The organism is Scandinavium sp. (assembly GCF_032012665.1).
Taxonomy (GTDB): domain Bacteria; phylum Pseudomonadota; class Gammaproteobacteria; order Enterobacterales; family Enterobacteriaceae; genus Scandinavium.
Genome location: NZ_DALZVG010000011.1, coordinates 18,706 through 37,856 on the forward strand (window position 1 = coordinate 18,706; position 19,151 = coordinate 37,856).

Annotated in this window: 23 protein-coding genes; 6 read left to right on the forward strand and 17 right to left on the reverse strand. The window is 57.4% G+C overall.

Annotated elements, in window-relative coordinates; translation table 11 throughout:
• The first annotated feature begins 26 nt into the window (after nt 1–26).
• Both RTU33_RS11080 and RTU33_RS11085 read left to right on the forward strand, forming a co-directional pair.
• Entirely contained in the window at nt 27–1,448 is a 1,422-nt protein-coding gene (locus RTU33_RS11080) for a DNA cytosine methyltransferase (protein ID WP_312627334.1), read from the forward strand.
• The gene (locus RTU33_RS11085) at nt 1,432–1,932 is read left to right on the forward strand and encodes a very short patch repair endonuclease (RefSeq protein ID WP_312627335.1); all 501 of its coding nucleotides are present in this window, start codon (nt 1,432–1,434) and stop codon (nt 1,930–1,932) included. Before RTU33_RS11080 ends, RTU33_RS11085 begins: the two co-directional genes overlap by 17 nt.
• Here RTU33_RS11085 and yedA read toward each other — a convergent pair.
• Complete coding sequence (gene yedA / locus RTU33_RS11090) at nt 1,901–2,812, reverse strand: drug/metabolite exporter YedA (RefSeq protein WP_312627337.1); 912 nt, start codon at nt 2,810–2,812, stop codon at nt 1,901–1,903. The two genes, RTU33_RS11085 and yedA, sit on opposite strands and share 32 nt — an antisense overlap.
• A gap of 187 nt (nt 2,813–2,999) precedes the next feature.
• On the opposite strand from yedA, the gene RTU33_RS11095 reads away from it, so the two are divergent.
• The 3 genes from RTU33_RS11095 (at nt 3,000) to dgcQ (ending at nt 5,939) form a co-directional block, all read left to right on the forward strand.
• Nucleotides 3,000–3,908: a DUF808 domain-containing protein gene (locus tag RTU33_RS11095; protein ID WP_312627339.1), complete on the forward strand. Its 909-nt coding sequence runs from the start codon at nt 3,000–3,002 to the stop codon at nt 3,906–3,908.
• A gap of 77 nt (nt 3,909–3,985) precedes the next feature.
• Nucleotides 3,986–4,165 carry a DUF2158 domain-containing protein gene (locus RTU33_RS11100; RefSeq protein WP_312627341.1) on the forward strand — a complete coding sequence of 60 codons (180 nt, stop codon included), beginning with the start codon at nt 3,986–3,988 and terminating at the stop codon, nt 4,163–4,165.
• 73 nt (nt 4,166–4,238) lie between these two features.
• Nucleotides 4,239–5,939: a cellulose biosynthesis regulator diguanylate cyclase DgcQ gene (gene dgcQ, locus RTU33_RS11105; protein WP_312627342.1), complete on the forward strand. Its 1,701-nt coding sequence runs from the start codon at nt 4,239–4,241 to the stop codon at nt 5,937–5,939.
• On the opposite strand, the gene RTU33_RS11110 is transcribed toward dgcQ, so the two are convergent.
• Nucleotides 5,918–6,733, reverse strand: a complete 816-nt coding sequence (locus RTU33_RS11110) for a mannosyl-3-phosphoglycerate phosphatase-related protein (protein ID WP_312627343.1) — start codon at nt 6,731–6,733, stop codon at nt 5,918–5,920. The genes dgcQ and RTU33_RS11110 overlap by 22 nt on opposite strands.
• A gap of 199 nt (nt 6,734–6,932) precedes the next feature.
• Nucleotides 6,933–7,160 carry a YodD family peroxide/acid resistance protein gene (yodD, locus tag RTU33_RS11115; RefSeq protein WP_312627344.1) on the reverse strand — a complete coding sequence of 76 codons (228 nt, stop codon included), beginning with the start codon at nt 7,158–7,160 and terminating at the stop codon, nt 6,933–6,935.
• Nucleotides 7,161–7,291: 131 nt separating this feature from the next.
• Here yodD and dsrB point away from each other — a divergent pair, with 131 nt between their 5' ends.
• Nucleotides 7,292–7,480, forward strand: coding sequence for a protein DsrB (gene dsrB, locus RTU33_RS11120; protein WP_312627345.1), 189 nt, complete (start codon nt 7,292–7,294; stop codon nt 7,478–7,480).
• Nucleotides 7,481–7,616: 136 nt separating this feature from the next.
• On the opposite strand, the gene rcsA is transcribed toward dsrB, so the two are convergent.
• From rcsA to fliF, 14 genes are all read right to left on the reverse strand, one after another.
• Nucleotides 7,617–8,240 carry a transcriptional regulator RcsA gene (gene rcsA / locus RTU33_RS11125; protein WP_312627346.1) on the reverse strand — a complete coding sequence of 208 codons (624 nt, stop codon included), beginning with the start codon at nt 8,238–8,240 and terminating at the stop codon, nt 7,617–7,619.
• A 280-nt stretch (nt 8,241–8,520) separates the two neighbouring features.
• The gene (gene fliR / locus RTU33_RS11130) at nt 8,521–9,315 is read right to left on the reverse strand and encodes a flagellar biosynthetic protein FliR (protein WP_312627347.1); all 795 of its coding nucleotides are present in this window, start codon (nt 9,313–9,315) and stop codon (nt 8,521–8,523) included.
• Nucleotides 9,316–9,320: 5 nt separating this feature from the next.
• Nucleotides 9,321–9,590 (reverse strand): flagellar biosynthesis protein FliQ, encoded by a 270-nt coding sequence (gene fliQ / locus RTU33_RS11135; RefSeq protein WP_312627348.1) that lies wholly within the window; start codon nt 9,588–9,590, stop codon nt 9,321–9,323.
• 11 nt (nt 9,591–9,601) lie between these two features.
• Nucleotides 9,602–10,339 (reverse strand): flagellar type III secretion system pore protein FliP, encoded by a 738-nt coding sequence (fliP, locus tag RTU33_RS11140; RefSeq protein ID WP_312627349.1) that lies wholly within the window; start codon nt 10,337–10,339, stop codon nt 9,602–9,604.
• Entirely contained in the window at nt 10,339–10,722 is a 384-nt protein-coding gene (gene fliO / locus RTU33_RS11145) for a flagellar biosynthetic protein FliO (protein ID WP_312627351.1), read from the reverse strand. Before fliO ends, fliP begins: the two co-directional genes overlap by 1 nt.
• Nucleotide 10,723: 1 nt before the next feature.
• The gene (fliN, locus tag RTU33_RS11150) at nt 10,724–11,137 is read right to left on the reverse strand and encodes a flagellar motor switch protein FliN (protein WP_312627353.1); all 414 of its coding nucleotides are present in this window, start codon (nt 11,135–11,137) and stop codon (nt 10,724–10,726) included.
• Entirely contained in the window at nt 11,134–12,138 is a 1,005-nt protein-coding gene (fliM, locus tag RTU33_RS11155) for a flagellar motor switch protein FliM (RefSeq protein WP_312627355.1), read from the reverse strand. Before fliM ends, fliN begins: the two co-directional genes overlap by 4 nt.
• Nucleotides 12,139–12,142: 4 nt before the next feature.
• Nucleotides 12,143–12,610 (reverse strand): flagellar basal body-associated protein FliL, encoded by a 468-nt coding sequence (fliL, locus tag RTU33_RS11160; RefSeq protein WP_312627357.1) that lies wholly within the window; start codon nt 12,608–12,610, stop codon nt 12,143–12,145.
• Between the two features lie 105 nt (nt 12,611–12,715).
• The gene (gene fliK / locus RTU33_RS11165; protein ID WP_312627358.1) at nt 12,716–13,933 is read right to left on the reverse strand and encodes a flagellar hook length control protein FliK; all 1,218 of its coding nucleotides are present in this window, start codon (nt 13,931–13,933) and stop codon (nt 12,716–12,718) included.
• A complete protein-coding gene (gene fliJ / locus RTU33_RS11170) occupies nt 13,930–14,373 on the reverse strand; it encodes a flagellar export protein FliJ (RefSeq protein WP_312627360.1) in 444 nt (147 codons plus the stop codon). Before fliJ ends, fliK begins: the two co-directional genes overlap by 4 nt.
• Before the next feature lie 12 nt (nt 14,374–14,385).
• Nucleotides 14,386–15,756 carry a flagellar protein export ATPase FliI gene (gene fliI, locus RTU33_RS11175; protein ID WP_312627361.1) on the reverse strand — a complete coding sequence of 457 codons (1,371 nt, stop codon included), beginning with the start codon at nt 15,754–15,756 and terminating at the stop codon, nt 14,386–14,388.
• Nucleotides 15,756–16,454, reverse strand: coding sequence for a flagellar assembly protein FliH (gene fliH / locus RTU33_RS11180; RefSeq protein WP_312627362.1), 699 nt, complete (start codon nt 16,452–16,454; stop codon nt 15,756–15,758). Before fliH ends, fliI begins: the two co-directional genes overlap by 1 nt.
• The gene (fliG, locus tag RTU33_RS11185) at nt 16,447–17,448 is read right to left on the reverse strand and encodes a flagellar motor switch protein FliG (protein WP_312627364.1); all 1,002 of its coding nucleotides are present in this window, start codon (nt 17,446–17,448) and stop codon (nt 16,447–16,449) included. Before fliG ends, fliH begins: the two co-directional genes overlap by 8 nt.
• A complete protein-coding gene (gene fliF, locus RTU33_RS11190; RefSeq protein WP_312627365.1) occupies nt 17,441–19,117 on the reverse strand; it encodes a flagellar basal-body MS-ring/collar protein FliF in 1,677 nt (558 codons plus the stop codon). Before fliF ends, fliG begins: the two co-directional genes overlap by 8 nt.
• Between the last annotated feature and the right edge of the window lie 34 nt (nt 19,118–19,151).

Genomic DNA, 19,151 nt, shown 5'->3' on the forward strand with positions numbered 1-19,151 from the left:
GAAAATAGTCTGCCCCGGTTACTGATATGCAGCACATACTTACTCGCACTCTCCCAGCGCAGGACGCGGAATTTTCCGGGCCAGACGCACAGGCTTTAGTTACCCAACTGCTCACCATTTACGACGTGAAGACGCTGGTTGCCACGCTCAACGCCGTTGGCGAACAGCACTGGAGCCCGGCTATTCTCAAACGCGCCGCGGAGAACGGGAAAATCAACCGTCGTCTGGGCGAGCGTGAGTTTGCAAGGCTTGCGGCACTCTTACCTCAGCCGTCAGGCCAGCCGGAGCAGTTTCGCTTTATCGATCTCTTTGCCGGAATAGGTGGCATCCGCCATGGTTTTGAAGCCATCGGCGGAAAGTGCGTTTTTACCAGCGAATGGAACAAGCACGCGGTTCGGACCTACAAAGCCAACTGGTACTGCGATCCGGTAGAACATCAGTTTAATGAAGATATTCGCGATGTGACCCTCAGCAATAAACCGGACGTCAGCGACGGCGAGGCTGCTACGCATATTCGCACTATCATCCCTCAGCATGACGTGCTGCTCGCGGGCTTCCCGTGTCAGCCGTTTTCGTTGGCTGGCGTGTCGAAGAAAAATGCGCTGGGCCGCGCGCATGGCTTTGCCTGTGATACGCAGGGCACGCTGTTTTTCGACGTGGCGCGCATCATTGACGCCTGTCGCCCGGCCATATTCGTGCTGGAAAACGTCAAGAACCTGAAAAGCCACGACGGCGGGAAAACCTTCCGCATCATCATGCAGACGCTGGACGCACTCGGCTACGACATTGCCGACTCCGCGGAGATGGGCGCGGACGATCCAAAAATCATCGACGGACAGCACTTCCTGCCCCAGCACCGGGAACGTATCGTGCTGGTGGGGTTCCGCCGCGATCTGAATCTTCAGCAGGGCTTTACCCTGCGCGATCTGCCTGCGCTTTATCCTGAGCGTCGCCCGACGTTCGGCGAACTGCTGGAGCCTGGCGTCGATGCGAAATTTATTCTGACGCCGGTGCTGTGGAAGTATCTCTACCGCTACGCCAAAAAACATCAGGCACGCGGCAACGGCTTTGGCTATGGGCTGGTTGACCCGACACGGGCCAGTAGCGTGGCGCGAACGCTCTCTGCCCGCTATTACAAAGACGGCGCGGAGATCCTGGTCGATCGCGGCTGGGACAAAGCGCTCGGTGAGAAAGACTTTGACGATCCGCAGAATCAGCAGCGCCGCCCGCGCCGCTTAACCCCTCGCGAATGCGCAAGACTGATGGGCTTCGAATCGCCGCAGGGCTATCAGTTCCGGATTCCGGTGTCAGACACCCAGGCCTACCGTCAGTTCGGCAACTCCGTAGTGGTTCCGGCCTTTGCGGCCGTCGCGAAGCTGCTGAAGTCCCGTATTCTCCAGGCGGTGGCATGCCGCACTAATGAAAAAGCCGATGGCGGACGTTCATAGTCCGGCCACGCGCAGTAAAAATATGCGTGCTATCGGCACGCAGAATACCGCTATTGAAAAACGTCTCGCCACATTACTGAATGACGCAGGTTTTCCTTTCACCGTGCAGGATGCCACGCTGCCGGGAAAACCTGATTTTGTGCTGGAGGCGTACCGCTGCATCCTCTTTACTCACGGCTGTTTCTGGCATCATCACGACTGCTATTTATTTAAAGTGCCCGAAACCCGCACGGCATTCTGGCTGAACAAAATTGGTAAAAATGTTGAACGCGACGCGCGGGATATTGCACAGCTGGAAGCGCAGGGCTGGCGGGTGATGGTCGTCTGGGAATGCGCTCTGCGGGGGAAACAAAAGCTCAGCGATGTGGCGCTCAGGGAGCGGCTGGAGGAGTGGATCTGCGCCGGCACCGACAGCGCGCAGATCGACACTCAGGGCATTGCGCCGCTGTCCGTTACTTCTCCGCCTCGCACGACTTCACGGTAGCCCTTACCGGGAACAGCGTTTTGCCGAGCGTGACGAGCACCACGGCGAAGATGATTATCCCCAGCGCCAGCCATTCAACAGAAGAAAGCGACTCTCCGCCGAAGCTGGTGCCGAGCAGCACCGCAACCACCGGGTTGACGTAGGCATAGCTGGTGGCCACTGCCGGTGAAACATTGCGAATCAGATACATGTAGGCGTTAATGGCAATCAGTGAACCAAAAACAGCCAGATAGCCCACCGCCAGGAAGCCGGAGAGCGTCGGCATCTGCGTCAACTTTTCCCCGGTCAGCCACGAGCCGCACATCAGCACGATGCCTGCCGCTAACATTTCAATCGCACCCGCCATCATCCCGGTTGGCAATTCAATACGCGAGCCGTAAACCGAGCCAAACGCCCAGCTCAGAGAGCCTATCAGAATCAGCACTGCCCCCCACGGATTGCCGCTGAGGTTGCCGCCGCTGTTCAGTAGCACAATCCCCGCAAGCCCAATCGCCACGCCGAGCCACTCAAGCTTGCGGGTGGTGATGCCAAACAGGCGGCTGAAGCACAGGGCAAAAAGCGGTACGGTCGCCACCACGACGGCGGCAATGCCGGAGGCAACGCGCTGATGTTCAGCGATAGTGACAAAACCGTTGCCAATCGCCAGCAGCAGTACGCCAATCAGGGCGGCGTTCAGCAAGGGACGGCGGGCTGGCAGCTTATGCCCGGTCAATAGCAGGTAGCCCATCAGCAGCACGCCCGCAGAAAGGAAGCGCACGCCGGCCATCATCATCGGCGGCCAGCTCTCTACGCCAATGCTGATGGCAAAATAGGTCGATCCCCAGATGATATAGAGGGCGAAAAGCGCTCCGATGAGCGGTAAAAGATGTCTGACCTGCATGAGTCCTCACGGCGACAGAGAATTAAGAAGGGCGCGTATAGTTAACGGGAAAACTATCCTTCTGGCGAGCGCTTTAATTGGCACCAGACGAACTCTTTTTGATTGACAGCGTGAGCCAATGGGCGGGAAAGGACTTTTGCTTCATACTATAAGACTCAGAAATAACAACAAAACACAGGAGTCCCTTTTGGCCGGAAGCAGTCTTTTAACGTTACTGGATGATATTGCCACGCTGCTGGATGATATTTCCATGATGGGTAAGCTGGCGGCGAAGAAAACCGCTGGCGTGCTCGGGGATGATTTGTCGCTAAACGCACAGCAGGTCACGGGCGTGCGGGCCAACCGCGAGCTGCCCGTGGTATGGAGCGTGGCGAAAGGGTCGTTTATTAACAAAGTGATCCTGGTGCCGCTGGCGCTGCTCATCAGTGCGTTTTTGCCCTGGGCTATCACACCGTTGTTAATGCTGGGTGGCGCATTCCTCTGCTTTGAGGGCGTGGAGAAAGTGCTGCATACGCTACACTCACGCAAGCATAAAGAAGATCCAAAGGCGCGCCAGCAGCGTCTGGAAGCTATTGCGAATCAGGACCCGCAGGCGTTCGAGCGCGACAAAGTAAAAGGCGCGGTACGCACCGATTTTATTCTGTCGGCAGAAATTGTGGCGATCACCCTCGGGATCGTGGCTGACGCGCCGCTGCTTAATCAGATTCTGATCCTCTCTGGCATTGCTGTTCTCGTGACCATCGGCGTTTACGGTCTGGTCGGTGTGATCGTGAAGCTTGACGACATGGGCTACTGGCTGGTGGAGAAGCGCGGCGCACTTTCTCAGGCGGTTGGCAAATTCCTGCTGTTTGTGGCGCCGTGGCTGATGAAGGTGCTTTCCGTGGTGGGAACGCTGGCAATGTTTTTAGTGGGTGGTGGCATTGTGGTGCACGGTATCGCGCCGCTACATCACGCGGTTGAAGCTTTTGCCGCGGGGCAGGGCGGGATCGTTGGCATGCTTTCACCAACGCTGTTCAATCTGCTGTTTGGTTTCGTGGTGGGCGCCGTTGTGCTGGCTGGCGTGAACCTTATCTCGCGGCTGCGTTCGGCAACGTAAAAGTTTTTCAGCGACTACGCAAACCTGACTATTTTCGGCTATCGTGAAACAGTTTCACTCTGATACCGGAGGCAGTTATGGTCTTTTTGGTCAGTGATGAAGTTAAGCCAAAAAGTGGCGGGCCGCGTATGGTCGTCACCGGGTACGCCAGTGGCATGGTCGAATGCCGTTGGTATGATGGGTTTGGCGTAAAGCGGGAAGCATTCCGTGAAGACGAACTCATGCCGGGAGACGGGCGAGCCCAAAACGAAGCATAGTGACAACGCCCGGTATTCTTAGCCGGGCGTTTTAACTGTAGTCATCGCCCCAGATCATGTTCAGGGAGTTTGTGTGCCCCACCTATCACGAGTGGAAAATCCGCGCTGGCTAAAGAGACTCAGCCATCGTTCCAGCCCGGACCGGGTGGTTAACGTCTGTTTTTGTGTCGTCCTGCTGTTTTCAACCCTGCTTACCTGGCGTGAAGTGGTCGTCCTTGAAGATGCCTACATCTCCAGCCAGCGCAACTCGCTGGAGAACGTGACCCACGAGTTTAACAATCAGCTGCAGGTCAGCATTGAGCGGCTGATATTTTACCGCAACGGGATGCAGGCGGCGCTTGAAAGGCCGCTGGCGTTCGACGTGCTGCATAATGCAGGCGAAGAGTTTGAGCGCAAGCGCACGCAGCATCAGTGGTCCATTCTGCTCGACAACCAGCGCACGTTGCCGGTGCACGGCGTCTCCGATGCGTTTGTCGACGATACCACCATTCTTTCTCGCGACAGTTTGCTGCTCGGCAACGAACTGACCGCCACGCTGGAGGTGGGTTACCTGCTGAGGCTGTCCACCACGCTTAAAGGCGACTCGCAGCAGATGCTCTACGTTTCCCGCGCGGGTTTTTTTATCGCCAGCAATCCGACGATGCTCAGCAATGACGTCGTTGGGCAGTATTACGCGCTGGTGACCAGCCCCTGGTTTGTCGATCAGTCTGAGCGCACTAATCCAAATCGCGGCATTCGCTGGGTGAGCTGGATGCTGGATACGCCGGAAGGGCCGAAACGCCGGATTGCCGTCTCGCTCCCGGTGGATTATCAGCATTACTGGCATGGCGTGCTGGCGATTGATTTCTCTCTCGCACAGATGAAGCACCTGCTGTCGACAGCTATGCAGGGTGAAAAGGAAGGCGAATACCGTCTTTACGATCGGCAAATGAACTTGCTTGCCAGCTCCCTCTCCGTTGAAGCCACGCCACAGCCGCTGAGTAATAGTGAAAAAGCCCAACTCGCAAGGGCGCTTGAGTATGACAACCACGGCGGCATGCGCTTTGCGACACGTTACGTTAACTGGGAAAAAATGCGCAACTTTGACGGCGTGCTGGTGCGTATTCACCCTCTGAATGAGGGCATTCGGGGCGATTTCGGCACTATTTCCGTGGCGTTGAGCCTGGTCTGGGCGCTGTTTACCACCATGCTCATCATCTCCTGGGTTGTGATTCGTCGTATGGTCCGCAACATGAGTACTTTGCAAAGCTCGCTACAATGGCAGGCGTGGCATGACGGACTGACGCGCCTGTACAACCGCAGCACGCTGTTTGACCTGGCCGCTAAAGCAGCGCGCGAGTGTGAGCTGCACGGCGAGTCGCTGTCGGTGATTCAGCTTGACCTGGATTACTTTAAGGGCATCAATGACCGGTTTGGTCACCAGGCTGGCGATCGTGTGCTGAGCCATGTCTCCAGCACGATTGCCTCGCAGATCCGCAAGGACGATTTAGCCGGGCGCGTTGGCGGAGAAGAGTTCTGCCTGGTCATGCCGGGTGCTTCCCGGAAAGATGCCTGCGCGATGGCCGAACGCATCCGCGCCAAAATTAACAACCGGGAAATGCTCATCGGCAAAGGCACTACGCTTCGCATCAGCGCCTCGTTTGGCGTCAGCAGCAGTGATGAAAAAGGGATCTATGATATTGAGCATTTGCAGTCCGTTGCCGATGGCAGGCTCTATCTGGCCAAGCAGAACGGGCGTAACCAGGTGTGCTGTCAGGGTGGTGCTAGCCAGTAGTCCAGCCCTTCGCGCCAGCCCGCAGGCCCGCTTTCCCTGGTATGATAGACGCGCTCTGGCGTATCGCGGGAGAGCCTGACACCGTCGCGGTTCAACCCTTTGACGACCACGGCATAATCGGTGGTATCAAGCAGCGATGCGTCGTTGGGTCCGTCGCCAAGGCCTATCGACGTCCGCCGAAAGCCTTCCCGCTGCTGATAGCGGTGCAGCAGCCAGTTTACCGCCTGCGCTTTGCCACCGCGTTCATCCAGTACGTGCCAGAAGCGGGCACCCTGCACAAATTGCAGACCAAGTGAGGCAAGCGCGGCGCTGAATTCCAGCATCTTTTCATCACTGTCCCGCCAGATAAGCGTTTCTGAAGCCTCATGCAGCTTCGCCAGCGCCGCATGCCGGGGCGTCATTCCTGTCCAGTCGACGATGGTTGGTTCGCTGACGTCAGAGAACGTGGTGAACTTATATCCGTCGCTGTCGCGAAGCTGGTTTAGCACATGCCGGATCTCTTCGTGCGGCGATCCGCTGATCAGGCGAGGAAACGCCTCATCGTCCTGCCATTCATCTGCCAGATGAATAACCGCACCGTTCTCAGCAATCAGCGGCAGCGCTTCCAGTCCCAGCTCTTTTTGCAGCAGCATCATCTCAGCCGCCGTTTTGCTGCTGCACAGTATAACGGGGATTTGCTGCTGTTTAAGGCGCAGTAGCCAGTCGCTGGCGGGCTGCCATTCCTGAGTATGGATATCAAGCAGAGTACCTTCGACGTCGGTAAAGAGGATCAGCGGCTGTTGCAGGGTGGGCATTCGCGCTCCTTAAACATAAATTCATGCGGGAAAAATCTTAAAGACATTCACATTATTTATGAATGGTGCTTGTCTGATGGAAAAATTGAGGATAATGTTTTCCCCGCATCGGATTTCCTGGTGTAACGAATTTTCAAGTGCTTCTTGCGAAAGCTTGTTTCCACCCGGCCATGCCATGGCCGGGTTTTTTTTATTGCGATCAGCGGTTCACTTCAGTAATGCTGAAGTCGTGAATATCAAGCTCAAAGGCCTCGGCCAGCTCTCGCCACGTATGGTAATCACGCCCGTTGATGCTGACGTGATGCGGAGAATCACCGGCGCGATGGACCTCGCTCTCGCTGATTTCATTGATAGCGTCCAGCAAGGCGTCGACGTCCACATTGACCTCGCGTTTGGCCGTCTCGCTATACTCTTTGACAGTTTTCATTCAAGGCTCCTCATCCAGTAACCCACCCTTAAGTATAGACCGTCGAAAAAAACAGCCATCGGTACGTGAGACGCTGTCAGCGGGGACGTTTTGTTCTACACTGGCTCAAAGGAAAAGACAGGAGAGAACGTATGCAGGTGAACGATCGCGTCACGGTCAAAACGGACGGTGGGCCGCGTCGGCCGGGCGTTGTACTGGCCGTAGAGCAGTTTAACGAAGGAACGATGTATCTGGTGTCGCTGGAAGATTACCCGATGGGCATCTGGTTCTTTAATGAAATCGGCCACGACGACGGTATCTTCGTCGAAAAAGTCGACTGAGCGTCTTTCTGCCGGGGCAGGGATGTGCAGTAAACACTTGCCGGGTGGCGGCTACGCCTTACGCCAGCCTGCGAGGCAAGCTGGTTTTGTAGGCCGGGCAATGAAATAGCGCAGACGGAATCGTCTGCACTTTTATTCATCGCATATTGACGTAGATCCCGCTGGTCACGTTATCTGTCAATCGGACAACATGATAAATAACCTGCTTATTGTGGGTTTTTATTTTCTTTTTAATATTACCTTTATGTGATGATACCGTTTTAGCCTTAATATTCATCTGGTCGGATATTTGAATCGTACCCTGGCCCGACATCCACATTTTCAGCATGCTGGATTCAGTCCGGCTTAATGATAATGTTGGGATTTTAATCTTACTAACATCCTCGCCGATTTTTTGCAGATAATCGGCAAGAATACCGTCCAGGGATTCTGGCTTAATCGATTTCGAACTGATCAGCAAATTATCTCTGACCAGCAAATATTCATCGAAATGAATATTGGCAATAGCCATAAAGACGATAAACAGTGTCCTGGGGTGTTGATTAATGATCTGCTTTATATGCTGACTGTTTTGTGGATCGTGAATGAAACAGTCTTCATTAATGAACACGACAGACGGGCTTAGCGCACCGCAGGCCTCTTCAAGCTCACTGATGCTGTCGACGTCGCCGATATCACGCTTCTTTATCCCCCGGCTGGTCAAATACCCGGTTAAACCCAGCCGGGTGTAACTGCACAGATCCATAATAATCGTTGACATGGTTACCCTCACTCAATGCATAACGATAATTAACCCATAACCCGATTGTTTTTTATTTGTCAGAGCGCGCCATACCTGTCATAGCAAAGAGCAAGTAAGACAATCGGGTGACCACAACTATCCCGTAAAGTTACGTATAATTTGCCAGGAAACATCTTAAAGTAAAGTAAATGTTATGAACTGTGAGGGGGGTAAAAACAATTAACCCGCGCCAGAGTTATCCTGGTAGATGTTTTCGCAGGTCTGTTTTAAGAATATCCTTAGGATAACCCTTTTTATATTATGGAGAACTTATCTTTGGTAACTCACTGATAATATCTGCTAATAGATCGAATATTTCGCTGAATAAATGCTCACAGAAAGGAGCAATTAAGGGCATTAATGCCGCCATCAAAATAATACCGACGGTGAGCGTAATCGGGAAACCGATAACAAACACTGAAAGCTGCGGCGCCATGCGGTTGAGCATTCCCAGCGCCAGGTTGATGGTCAACAGCAGGGTGATGATCGGCAGCGCCAGCATCAGTCCATTGAGGAAAATGAGCCCTCCCGCCCGGCTCAGTGCCATAAAGGCGTTGCTGTTGAGCGGGTGCCCGCCAATGGGCAGCGTATGGAACGTGTCAACCAGCAGGGAGATCAGCCACAGGTGGCCGTTAAACACCAGAAACAGCAGCATCGCCAGCATATCCATAATGCGGGCCAGCACCGGCATACTGAGATGGCTGCCGGGGTCAACGAAAGTCGCAAAGGAAAGCCCCATCTGCAGGCCAATCACTTCACCCGCGAAGCGCACCGCTGCAAAGGCAAACTGCATGGTAAAACCGAGGGCAATGCCAATCAGGATTTGTTGCAGCGCCAGCCACAGCGCGTTGGGGGAAAACAGCGTCACGTCAGTGGCGGGAAGCGTTGGGGCGATGATAAAGGTGATGATGACGCCAAGCCCGAGTTTCACCCGCTTAGGCACCGATTTTTCACTCAGGAGCGGCGCCGTCATGATCAGCGCCAGCACGCGCAAAAGCGGCCAGAAATAGAGGCTAAGCCAGTGGAGCCACTGATCGCTTGAGACGTGTAACATCCCGCTTACCCGATGATATAGGGCAGGTTATTAAACAGCGTGCGCACATAGTCGAGCAGCAGGTTCAGCATCCACGGACCGGCCACGATCATCGCCACGAACACGGCGATGATTTTCGGAATGAACGACAGGGTCATTTCGTTAATCTGCGTCGCGGCCTGCAAAATACTGATCAGCAGCCCGGTAACCAGCGCCACCAGCAGCAGTGGGGCGGCGAGAGCCAGGGCCACTTTCATCGCTTCAGTGCCGAGCATCATTACCGATTCAGGGGTCATCGCGGCACTCCTTAACTGTAGAAACTTTGTGCTAGCGAACCGACCAGCAGCTGCCAGCCGTCAACCAGCACGAACAGCATCAGCTTGAACGGCAGGGCGATGGTGGCCGGGGGGACCATCATCATCCCCAGCGCCATCAGCACGCTGGCGACCACCAGATCGATAATCAGGAACGGAATGAAAATGGTGAAGCCAATCTGGAAGGCCGTTTTCAGCTCGCTGGTGACGTAGGCGGGCAGCAGGATACGCATCGGCACGGCCTCCGGGCCCTGAATCGGGGGCGTATTGGCAAGCCTGGCGAACAGCGCAAGATCTGCCTCGCGCGTCTGGCGCAGCATAAACTCCCGCAGCGGCTGCGAGCCCTTATCAATGGCCTGCTCAAGCGTGATTTTGTCTTCGCTGAACGGCTGATAAGCGTCGTTATAAATCTTGTCGATCACCGGCGACATAATGAAAAACGTCAGAAACAGCGCCAGGCCCAGCAGCACCTGGTTTGGCGGTGCGGAGGCGGTGCCGAGTGCGCTGCGCAACAGGCCAAACACGATGATGATGCGCGTGAAGCTGGTCATCATCAGTAAAATGGCAGGCAGGAAGGTCAGCGAGGTGATAAATACCAGCGTCTGCACCGGTAGAGACCAGCTCTGGCCGCCGTTTGGCAGCGGCTGGCTCACCAGCCCTGGCAACTGGGCGAACGCTGCCGGGGAGATCAGCAACAGCGTAACAAGCGAAAGGGATAACAGACGGCGCATCAAAGTCTCCCTGGACGCTTAATCACGGATTTCATCAGTGAGGCAAAATCGGGGGCGTCAGGATTCGGGGCTTCAGGGTCAACGGTTTTCGGCGGCAGCTTATGCAGCAGTGACACCTGATTTGCGGTCACGCCCAGCACCAGGCGCGCATCTTCAACATCGATAATCACCACCCGCTCACGCTGGCCCAGCGCCGCGCTGGCGCTGACCTTCAGCTCTTTGGTGGCGCTATTTTTCACCCCGTTAAAGCCAAAGCGCTTCGCGAGCCACGCCGCAGCGAGGATCAGCAGAATAATGCCGAGCAGCGCACCGCTGACGGCAATCAGCGGGGAAGAGGGCGCTGCTGTGGGAGCCGATTGTGAAACGACGACCTGGGGTTTCATATCAGCGGCTCAGGCGACGCATACGCTCAGACGGCGTAATAATATCCGTGATGCGTACGCCGTATTTATCGGCCACCACCACCACTTCGCCCTGGGCAATCAGATAGCCGTTGATAAGGATATCCAGCGGCTCGCCCGCGAGGCCGTCCAGCGACACCACGGAACCCTGCGTCAGGCGCAGCAGCTCTTTGATGGTCATACGAGTGCGGCCCAGTTCAACGGTCAGTTTGACCGGAATATCCATAATCAGGTCGATGTCCTGCAATGTGCCGCTGACGTCACCGCCGCCTAACTGCTGGAACACGGCATCGGCGGCGCTTTTGCCGCCAGCGGATTTCTGTTCGCCCAACGCTTCAGCCCACAGATCGTCCATATCGCCAGCGTTGCCATCGGACGGATTATTCATATCACTCATTTGGGCTGTTCCTCGTTCAGCGAGTTCAAAATCGGGTTAATCAAATGCTCAACGCGTAGCGCGTACTGTCCGTTTATCGTGCCGTACTGGCTGGTCAGCACCGGCACGCCGTCCACGTGGGCGATAATGCGATCCGGTTTGTCGATCGGCAGTACATCGCCGGGCTGTAGTTTTAATATTTGCGACAGGCGCAGGGAGATGTCGGCGAAGTTCGCCACCAGCTCCAGTTCGGAGTGCTGAACCTGGCGAACCAGGTTTTCACGCCAGTTCTGATCTTCACTGCGGGAGTTCTCCAGCGGCGGGTTGACCAGCAGCTCGCGCAGCGGCTCGATCATGCTGAACGGCAGGCAGATATTGAACTCGCCGGTCAGGTTGCCAATTTCCACATGGAACGGCGTGTTCACCACGATGTCGTTCGGCGAGGTGGTGATGTTGGTGAATTTCACCTGCATCTCCGAACGCACGTACTCGACCTCCAGCGGGTTAATCGCCTTCCAGGCGTCGCTGTAGCCTTCCAGCGCCAGCTTCAGCATGCGGTTGATGACGCGCTGCTCGGTGTGGGTGAATTCGCGGCCTTCCACTTTCGTCGGGAAGCGTCCATCGCCGCCGAACAGGTTATCGACGGCAATAAACACCAGGCTTGGCGAAAACACGAACAGGCCCGTGCCGCGCAGCGGCTTCAGGTGGATCAGGTTCAGGTTGGTCGGCACCGGCAGGTTGCGGGCAAACTCGTGATACGGCTGAATGCGGATTGCCCCGACGGTAATATCCGGGCTGCGACGCAGCAGGTTAAACAGTCCCATACGGAACTGGCGCGCAAAACGCTCGTTGATAATTTCCAGCGCCTGTAAACGCTCGCGCACCACGCGACGCTGGGTATTGGGATCGTAGGGACGAATGTCGCTGTCGCCGGATGCGCCCGCCTGAGGTTCGTCGCTCTTGTCGCTGTCGCCGTTCAGCAGCGCATCAATTTCGGCCTGAGAAAGAATACTGTCGCCCATGGGATTACCGCAGAATGAAAGCTGTATACAGCACGTCAGTCACTTCCTGCTTCGGCTGACCCGCGACCAGCGGTGGGGCAAGTGTCTGTTTAATCGCGTTCACCAGATCCTGTTTTCCGGTGTCGGTCGCAAGCTTCGCGGCGTCCTGACGGGAGAACAGCAGCAGCAGGCGGCTGCGTACTTCCGGCAGATAGTCGTTCAGACGCGTGCGGGTCGCCTCGTCCTTCAGGCGCAGCGTAATACCAATGTAGAGCACGCGATCGGCGTCGCCCAGGTTCACCGTGAAGGTGTCCAGCGCCCAGAATACCGGGGCAGGTGGCGGGGGAGCCTCTTTCTTCGCCTCCGCTGAAGGTTGCTGCTGCAGACGCCAGTAGCTATAGCCTGCGGTTGCGCAGGCCGCGAGCGTCACCAGCACCAGCAGCGGGATCCAGATTGAGCGCTTGCTTTTCTTTGCGATCGCGGTGTCAGTCATCTGTTACGGCTTTCCTTTAATGGGTACTGCTTATCCGATGATTATCCCGACTTAAGTCCGGCTCAAAGGGCGGAAAAGACGGGAATAATCGTGCTACCTCTGGCGTTAGGCGAACGTGTCAACTGTGCCGTTGCCCCGAGCCTGCGCCTGCAGGCTGACGGGAACGCTCAGCGTCTCTTCGTTATCGGAAGGATTTGCCCGACCTTCAGCAGAACGTTGCGATGAAGATTGTCCGAAAGCAGATTGCTGTTGCTGTCCCGCAAAGCTTTCGCTGCTGACGTTGCTCTGCGACAGCTGAATGCCGTTGTCTGCAAGCTGAGTGCGCAGGGTCGGAATTGCCGCTTCCAGTGCCGCACGCACGTGGCTGTGCGGGGAAACCATCTGGATTTGCGCCTGATTGTCGTCAATTTTCAGGGTGATATTGACCTGGCCCAGGTTCTCCGGGTGCAGCTTCAGCTCGGCCGTTTGCTGGCCCTGGCGGGTAAACAGCGTAATGTGCTGGCTGACGTTTTGCTGCCATTCCGGTGTGCCGAGCTGAGAATTGACGGTCACCACCGGGTGGGTATTGACCGTGGCGGTGGCGTTGCTGATGGCCGGTGCGGCGGTCGCCACAGGCACTGCGGCAGAAAGGAAACTGTCTGCATCCGCTTTTGCGGCAACAGACGCGACCAGCGGCGTGGCCTGGCTGGCGGCATCCTCTGTATGAACGGCCTGCACCCCATGACCCGTTTGCGTGAGGGTGAATTCTTTCCCGGCTGCGTGTCCGGCGGTACTGCCCACAGCGGTTGCCGCAGTTGCGAGATCCGCAAACCCTTTGACGCCTGCGCCTGCCGTCTGGGTAACGGCATCACCTGAAGCGGCTGGTGCGGCTGTTGTGGTAGCCGTAGCAGTATGCGGCAGCATCGCCATCAGTGCGCTGATGCCCGCCAGTTCTTCTTCGCTCAGCGTCGGTTTGTCTTCGGCTTTTTGCAGATCTTTGGTCAGCTGTTTCACCACGTCGCTTTTGGCTTCCGGCGTCAGTGCACTCAGCACCGATTGAGCATCCGTGAGGGTGGTCAGATCGATTTTCTGCGTATCGCCTTCGTCCTGCTGTGTGAGAAGCTGGTTTAGCGTGGCTTTTGCCTCTCCCTGAGGGAGCTTTTGACTGGCGGCCTGCAGGTCGGCGAGCGTCAGCTTGCCCTCTTTCGCGGTTTTGCCAGACATCGCCCCGGCCAGCAGAGCAAAAAAGTCCTGAGCGTCCCCGGCATCGGCACCGGCGGTGACGCCGGTTTGCGCGCCTGGAATATCGGCGTCACTGACGAGAAGTTTCGGCAGAGTAATCATTCGGGTTTCCTTAAGGTGGCGCGCTGGGCGAACTCATCCATTTTTTTCTGATCCAGACGGTTTTCCGCCAGCAGCTCGGCGGCGGCCTGTCTGTCCTGGAGCGTCTGCCATGCCTGCAAACGCTGTTTTTTTTCACGCCAGGCGCTGAGCGCCTGTTCGACTCTGCGGTTCCACTGCAGAAGCTGCTGGCGATGCTGATCGATAGCCTTCTCCAGGGTCTGGATAAACTGCTGGTAGTTCTGCCAGCGCAGGCTTGCCATCCCCTGGGACAGGGTGTCGTTCAGGCTGGTCTGATACTCAAGCTGGTAATCCATCAGCATCTTCAACTGCTCTTCTGCCTGCTGGCAGCCGCGTCGCATCTCACCCAACTGCAGGGCGGCATTGTCGACTTCCTTCTCCGCCAGCTCTTTCAGCGTGGCTAAGGCACCGTGTTCTGCCATATCGGTCTCCTGTTAAGCGGCCGGGAAGATGATGTCCAGAGCCTGGAGGGAATCATTCCAGTCCGCTTTTTCGAAAATACCCTGTTGCAGAAAGCCCTCCAGCTGTGGCCACAGCGCAATGGCCTTGTCGAGCATCGGGTCGCTGCCCTTTGCGTACGCACCGACGCTCACCAGGTCGCGGTTGCGCTGGAAGCTTGAGAGCAGTTGTTTGAAGTTTCTCACCCGCGCGTAGTGCTTCTCGGTGATGAGCGCAGTCATGGCGCGGCTGATGGAGGCTTCGATATCGATGGCCGGATAGTGGCCCGCTTCCGCCAGACGGCGGGACAGCACAATGTGGCCGTCGAGAATGGCACGCGCTGAGTCGGCAATCGGATCCTGCTGATCGTCGCCCTCGGTGAGCACTGTATAAAAGGCGGTGACCGAACCACCGCCGCTGATGCCGTTCCCGGCGCGTTCCACCAGTGCGGGCAGCTTCGCAAACACCGAAGGCGGATAACCTTTGGTGGCAGGCGGTTCACCGATGGCGAGCGCGATTTCACGCTGGGCCATCGCGTAACGGGTAAGAGAATCCATGATCAGCAAAACGTGCTGGCCGCGGTCGCGAAAATCTTCGGCGATACGCGTGGCATAGGCCGCGCCCTGCATGCGGAGCAGGGGAGAGACGTCCGCCGGGGCGGCGATCACCACCGAGCGCGCACGCCCATCTGCTCCAAGAATGTTCTCGATAAAATCTTTTACTTCACGGCCACGTTCACCGATCAGCCCGACCACGATCACATCGGCCTGGGTGTAGCGCGCCATCATGCCGAGCAGTACCGATTTCCCTACGCCGGAGCCCGCAAACAGGCCCATGCGCTGGCCGCGTCCCACGGTCAGCAGGGCGTTAATGGGACGCACACCAGTGTCCAGCACGTGTTCAATCGGGGTTCGCTGCAAGGGGTTGAACGGCTGGGTGATCAGCGCGCCGGTTTCGGTTGTGTCCGGAGCGGGCAGGCCGTCGAGCGGCTTTCCTGCGCCGTCGAGTACGCGTCCCAGCAGCGCCGGGCCAAGCGGAAGCTGCTTTCCGCTCTGCAAACCGTCGCCGGATGCATTGCGCGCATAGACACGAGCACCGGGCAGAATGCCTTCCACTTCTTCCAGCGGCATCAGAAACAGGCGATGACCGTTAAAGCCGACCACTTCGCTCTCCACTTCGTGCACTTCGCCGTTTTCCAGACGCTCAATCACGCAGGTCGCGCCGAGCGGCAGCTGCAGCCCGGTGGCCTCCAGCACCAGCCCGGTGGCGCGGGTCAGCCGTCCGTAGCGGCGCACCGATGGGAGCTGCGCCATTTTTGTCTCGAAGTTATCGAGCGTGGTGAGCCAGCGCGTCAGACGGGCGGTCATCAGATGACTCCCGGAGCGGCCAGGCGGCACAGCTCCTGCCAGCGGGTGGCTACGCTGGCGTCAAGATCGCCCTCATCGGCAGACACTTTGCAGCCGCCGTGATGCAGGGAAGGATCGCCCCGCAGCCGCCAGCCGTGCAGGTTTAGCGTGGCGCCAACCATCTCTTCCACGCGCTGTAAATCATCCGGATGCACGCGCAGCTGCGGTTTACCGCTGAACAGCGGTTCCTGTTGCAGCAGGGCCTGAATCTGTTTGATCAGCGCCGAGTTATCGACAACCGGCGCCTGGCCGATCACCTGGCGGGCGGCTTCCAGTGCCATCTGCATCAGACGCGAGGCGATAACGCTGTCGAGCGCGTCCAGCGTATGCTGAAATTCACTCACCAGCTGCTGCATCCGCGCGTGCAGAGGCACCTGCTGCTGCTGAGCCTGCATCTGGCCCTGCTCCAGACCCTGCGCTAAGCCTTCCTGATAGCCCTGAGACTGCCCGGCGGCACGTCCTTCGGCCAGACCGGCGCTATAGCCCTGTTCATGAGCCTGCATCTGAATCTGCGCGAGCTGCTGCTGCAGCTTTTGTTCTTCTGATATTTCATCTACCGGTTCACCGTCGGTGTGTTCGGTAAATTCCGGTACAAAGGCCTGTACCGGCGGGGCCAGGTCATCAGGCAACCAGACTTTCCACGGCGTGGCATCAGACATAGGTATCGTCTCCGCTGCCAATCACCATCTCGCCGGTTTCCGCCAGACGACGCACAATAAGCAGAATCGCTTTCTGCTCGTTTTCCACCTGAGACAGGCGCACCGGGCCACGGTTGGCGAGGTCGTCGCGCAGGATATCCGCCGCACGCTGCGACATATTGCGCAGGAATTTCTCGCGCAGCGGATGCTCGGCGCCTTTGAGGGCGATAAGCAGCGATTCGGAATCCACTTCCTGCAGCAGGCGCTGAATGCTGCGGTCGTCCACTTCGACCAGGTTTTCGAACAGGAACATCTCGTCGATGATCTTTTGTGCCAGCTCGCCGTCGAATTCGCGCACGGCGGTGATGACCGCTTCTTCCTGATGAGTTTTCATCAGGTTGATGATTTCGGCTGCCGTTCTCACGCCGCCCATTTTGCTGCGCTTGAGGTTCTGGCCGTCGAGCAGGTTGTTCAGCACTTCGGTCAGCTCCGCCAGCGCCGCCGGCTGCACGCCGCCGAAGGTGGCGATACGCAGCATCACGTCGTGACGCAGGCGTTCGTCGAACAGCGCCAGAATATCCGCCGCCTGGCCGCGCTTAAGGTGAACCAGAATGGTGGCGATGATCTGCGGATGCTCGTCGCGGATAAGGTCGGCGGCGCTCTGCGGCTCCATAAAGTTGAGCGTTTCGATGCCGCTGGTGGTTTCGCGGGTTTCGAGAATATCTTCCAGCAGGCTTGCCGCGCGCTCTTCACCCAGCGCTTTCACCAGCACGGTACGCAGGTATTCGTTGGCGTTGACGTTCAGCGCCGCGTACTGTTCGGCTTCCTGCTCAAACTCTGCCAGCACGTCGGTCAACTGCTTGTTGGAAATCTGGCGCACGTTGGCCATTGCCGCGCTGAGCGTCTGTACTTCGCGCGTGTTGAGATGCTTGAACACCTCCGCCGCGCGGTCTTCGCCAATGGTCATCAGCAGGATGACGCTTTTATCGGTACCGCTAAGGGCTGAATTACTCATGGTCGTTACTCATCCACTGGCGAATGACCAGCGCGACGACGCGCGGATCGTTGTCTGACATTTCGCGAATACGCTGACTCATCACTTCGGCACTCAGGCGCTGGTTGGCGCGACGGCTCTGCTGCTGTTCATCTTTGCTGAGGTTAACCTGCACGGCCTCGGCGATTTCACGCTCGACCTTCGCTTCTTCGCGCGCGGCTTTGGCTTCCTCTTCGCGGCGCAGCAGCTGCGGACGAACCGCTTTGCGCCACAGGATCCACGCCACCAGGGCAATCAGCAGCCAGCGTCCGGCGGACATCAGCTGATCGATAAACGACTGCTGCTGCCAGAACGGCAGTTCGCCACCGGTTTCATCACCCGCGGTAAACGGCGAGTTGACCACGTTCAGGGTGTCGCCACGGGTCGTGTTATAGCCCATCGCTTCGCGGGTCAGATCTTCAATCTGCTTCATCTGATCGGCGGTCAGCGGCAGCGGCTTACCGTCGGGCAGATTCTTGTAGTTCACCACTACCGCTACCGACAGGCGCTGAATGTCGCCGACGTTCATTTTGGTGTGGCGAATGGTGCGGTCGACTTCGTAGTTAGTGGTTTCGTTGCGGGAACTATTGCGCGGCCCGCTCTGGTTATTGGTGCTGGTCGTACGCTGCTGCCCCTGCGCGCCTGCCTGCTGGTTTGCCGGTGGCGTGGAGATTGGCGCATTCGGCGCCGGAGCAGGGGAGTTGGAGAGCGCACCCGGCACGCCACCCGGATTCGGGCTGCCAACCTGCTCGCTTTCGTTCACCTGACGCGAACGCATTACCGCCTGGCTGGTATCGCCGTTCGGGCGATACTGCTCTTCGGTCTGTTCTTTATTGTCGAAGTTGATCTGGGCGGTGACCTGCGCATGGACGTTGCCGTTGCCAACAATCGGCGACAGAATTGATTCGATACGACGCTGCACGCGTCCTTCCACATCGGAGGCGTATTTCAGCTGCGCGTCGTTGAGGTCACGATCGCCGGTCTGCGACTGGGTCAGCAGATGGCCACCCTGATCGACCAAGGTCACGTTACCCGGCGGCAGGCCTGCCACGGCGCTGGAAACCAAATGCACCACCGCCGCGATTTGACCTTCGTCCAGCGCGCGGCCAGGCTCAAGGTTCAGGGTCACGGAGGCAGAAGGGAGTTTTTGCTCACGCACGAACAGCGATGGTTTTGGCATCGCGAGATGCACGCGGGCGCTTTTCACCGGACCGAGGGTTTCAATAGTGCGGGCCAGTTCGCCTTCCAGCGCACGCTGGTAGTTCACCTGCTCGCTGAACTGGCTGATGCCGAATTTTTCCTGATCCAGCAGCTCAAAGCCGACCGCACCGCCCTTCGGCAGCCCGGCCTGCGCCAGACGCAAGCGTAGCTCGTGGACTTTGTCAGCAGGCACTTCGATCGCGCCGCCGCTGTCGGCAAAGCGATAGGGAATGTTCATCTGCTGGAGCTGAGTGACGATGGCGCCGCCGTCCTGATCGGTCAGATTGCTGAACAGCGTCCGGTAGTCAGGCTGCTTTGCCCACAGCACCAGCGCAACGATGATTGCCACTGCGGCAGCGCTGGCAACCATAAGAGGAATTTTCGGGTTAGCGCGCAGGCGAGCGACCCACTCTGGCATTTTAGATTGTGGCGTGGCCGCGGTCGCGCTCATTGCGCACCTCGTAAATCCAGGTCGATGGCGTTAA

Bases quoted from the DNA above. Each gene is read 5' to 3' on its own strand.
- dsrB (WP_312627345.1), top strand. From the start codon at position 7,292: ATGCAGGTGAACGATCGCGTCACGGTCAAAACGGACGGTGGGCCGCGT.
- fliR (WP_312627347.1), bottom strand. From the start codon at position 9,315: ATGTTACACGTCTCAAGCGATCAGTGGCTCCACTGGCTTAGCCTCTAT.
- fliG (WP_312627364.1), bottom strand. From the start codon at position 17,448: ATGAGTAATTCAGCCCTTAGCGGTACCGATAAAAGCGTCATCCTGCTG.
- fliI (WP_312627361.1), bottom strand. From the start codon at position 15,756: ATGACCGCCCGTCTGACGCGCTGGCTCACCACGCTCGATAACTTCGAG.
- fliL (WP_312627357.1), bottom strand. From the start codon at position 12,610: ATGACTGACACCGCGATCGCAAAGAAAAGCAAGCGCTCAATCTGGATC.
- fliK (WP_312627358.1), bottom strand. From the start codon at position 13,933: ATGATTACTCTGCCGAAACTTCTCGTCAGTGACGCCGATATTCCAGGC.
- fliF (WP_312627365.1), bottom strand. From the start codon at position 19,117: ATGAGCGCGACCGCGGCCACGCCACAATCTAAAATGCCAGAGTGGGTC.
- fliP (WP_312627349.1), bottom strand. From the start codon at position 10,339: ATGCGCCGTCTGTTATCCCTTTCGCTTGTTACGCTGTTGCTGATCTCC.
- rcsA (WP_312627346.1), bottom strand. From the start codon at position 8,240: ATGTCAACGATTATTATGGATCTGTGCAGTTACACCCGGCTGGGTTTA.
- fliJ (WP_312627360.1), bottom strand. From the start codon at position 14,373: ATGGCAGAACACGGTGCCTTAGCCACGCTGAAAGAGCTGGCGGAGAAG.
- RTU33_RS11085 (WP_312627335.1), top strand. From the start codon at position 1,432: ATGGCGGACGTTCATAGTCCGGCCACGCGCAGTAAAAATATGCGTGCT.
- fliN (WP_312627353.1), bottom strand. From the start codon at position 11,137: ATGAGTGATATGAATAATCCGTCCGATGGCAACGCTGGCGATATGGAC.
- yodD (WP_312627344.1), bottom strand. From the start codon at position 7,160: ATGAAAACTGTCAAAGAGTATAGCGAGACGGCCAAACGCGAGGTCAAT.
- RTU33_RS11110 (WP_312627343.1), bottom strand. From the start codon at position 6,733: ATGCCCACCCTGCAACAGCCGCTGATCCTCTTTACCGACGTCGAAGGT.
- fliO (WP_312627351.1), bottom strand. From the start codon at position 10,722: ATGAAACCCCAGGTCGTCGTTTCACAATCGGCTCCCACAGCAGCGCCC.
- RTU33_RS11080 (WP_312627334.1), top strand. From the start codon at position 27: ATGCAGCACATACTTACTCGCACTCTCCCAGCGCAGGACGCGGAATTT.
- fliM (WP_312627355.1), bottom strand. From the start codon at position 12,138: ATGGGCGACAGTATTCTTTCTCAGGCCGAAATTGATGCGCTGCTGAAC.
- yedA (WP_312627337.1), bottom strand. From the start codon at position 2,812: ATGCAGGTCAGACATCTTTTACCGCTCATCGGAGCGCTTTTCGCCCTC.
- fliQ (WP_312627348.1), bottom strand. From the start codon at position 9,590: ATGACCCCTGAATCGGTAATGATGCTCGGCACTGAAGCGATGAAAGTG.
- RTU33_RS11100 (WP_312627341.1), top strand. From the start codon at position 3,986: ATGGTCTTTTTGGTCAGTGATGAAGTTAAGCCAAAAAGTGGCGGGCCG.
- fliH (WP_312627362.1), bottom strand. From the start codon at position 16,454: ATGTCTGATGCCACGCCGTGGAAAGTCTGGTTGCCTGATGACCTGGCC.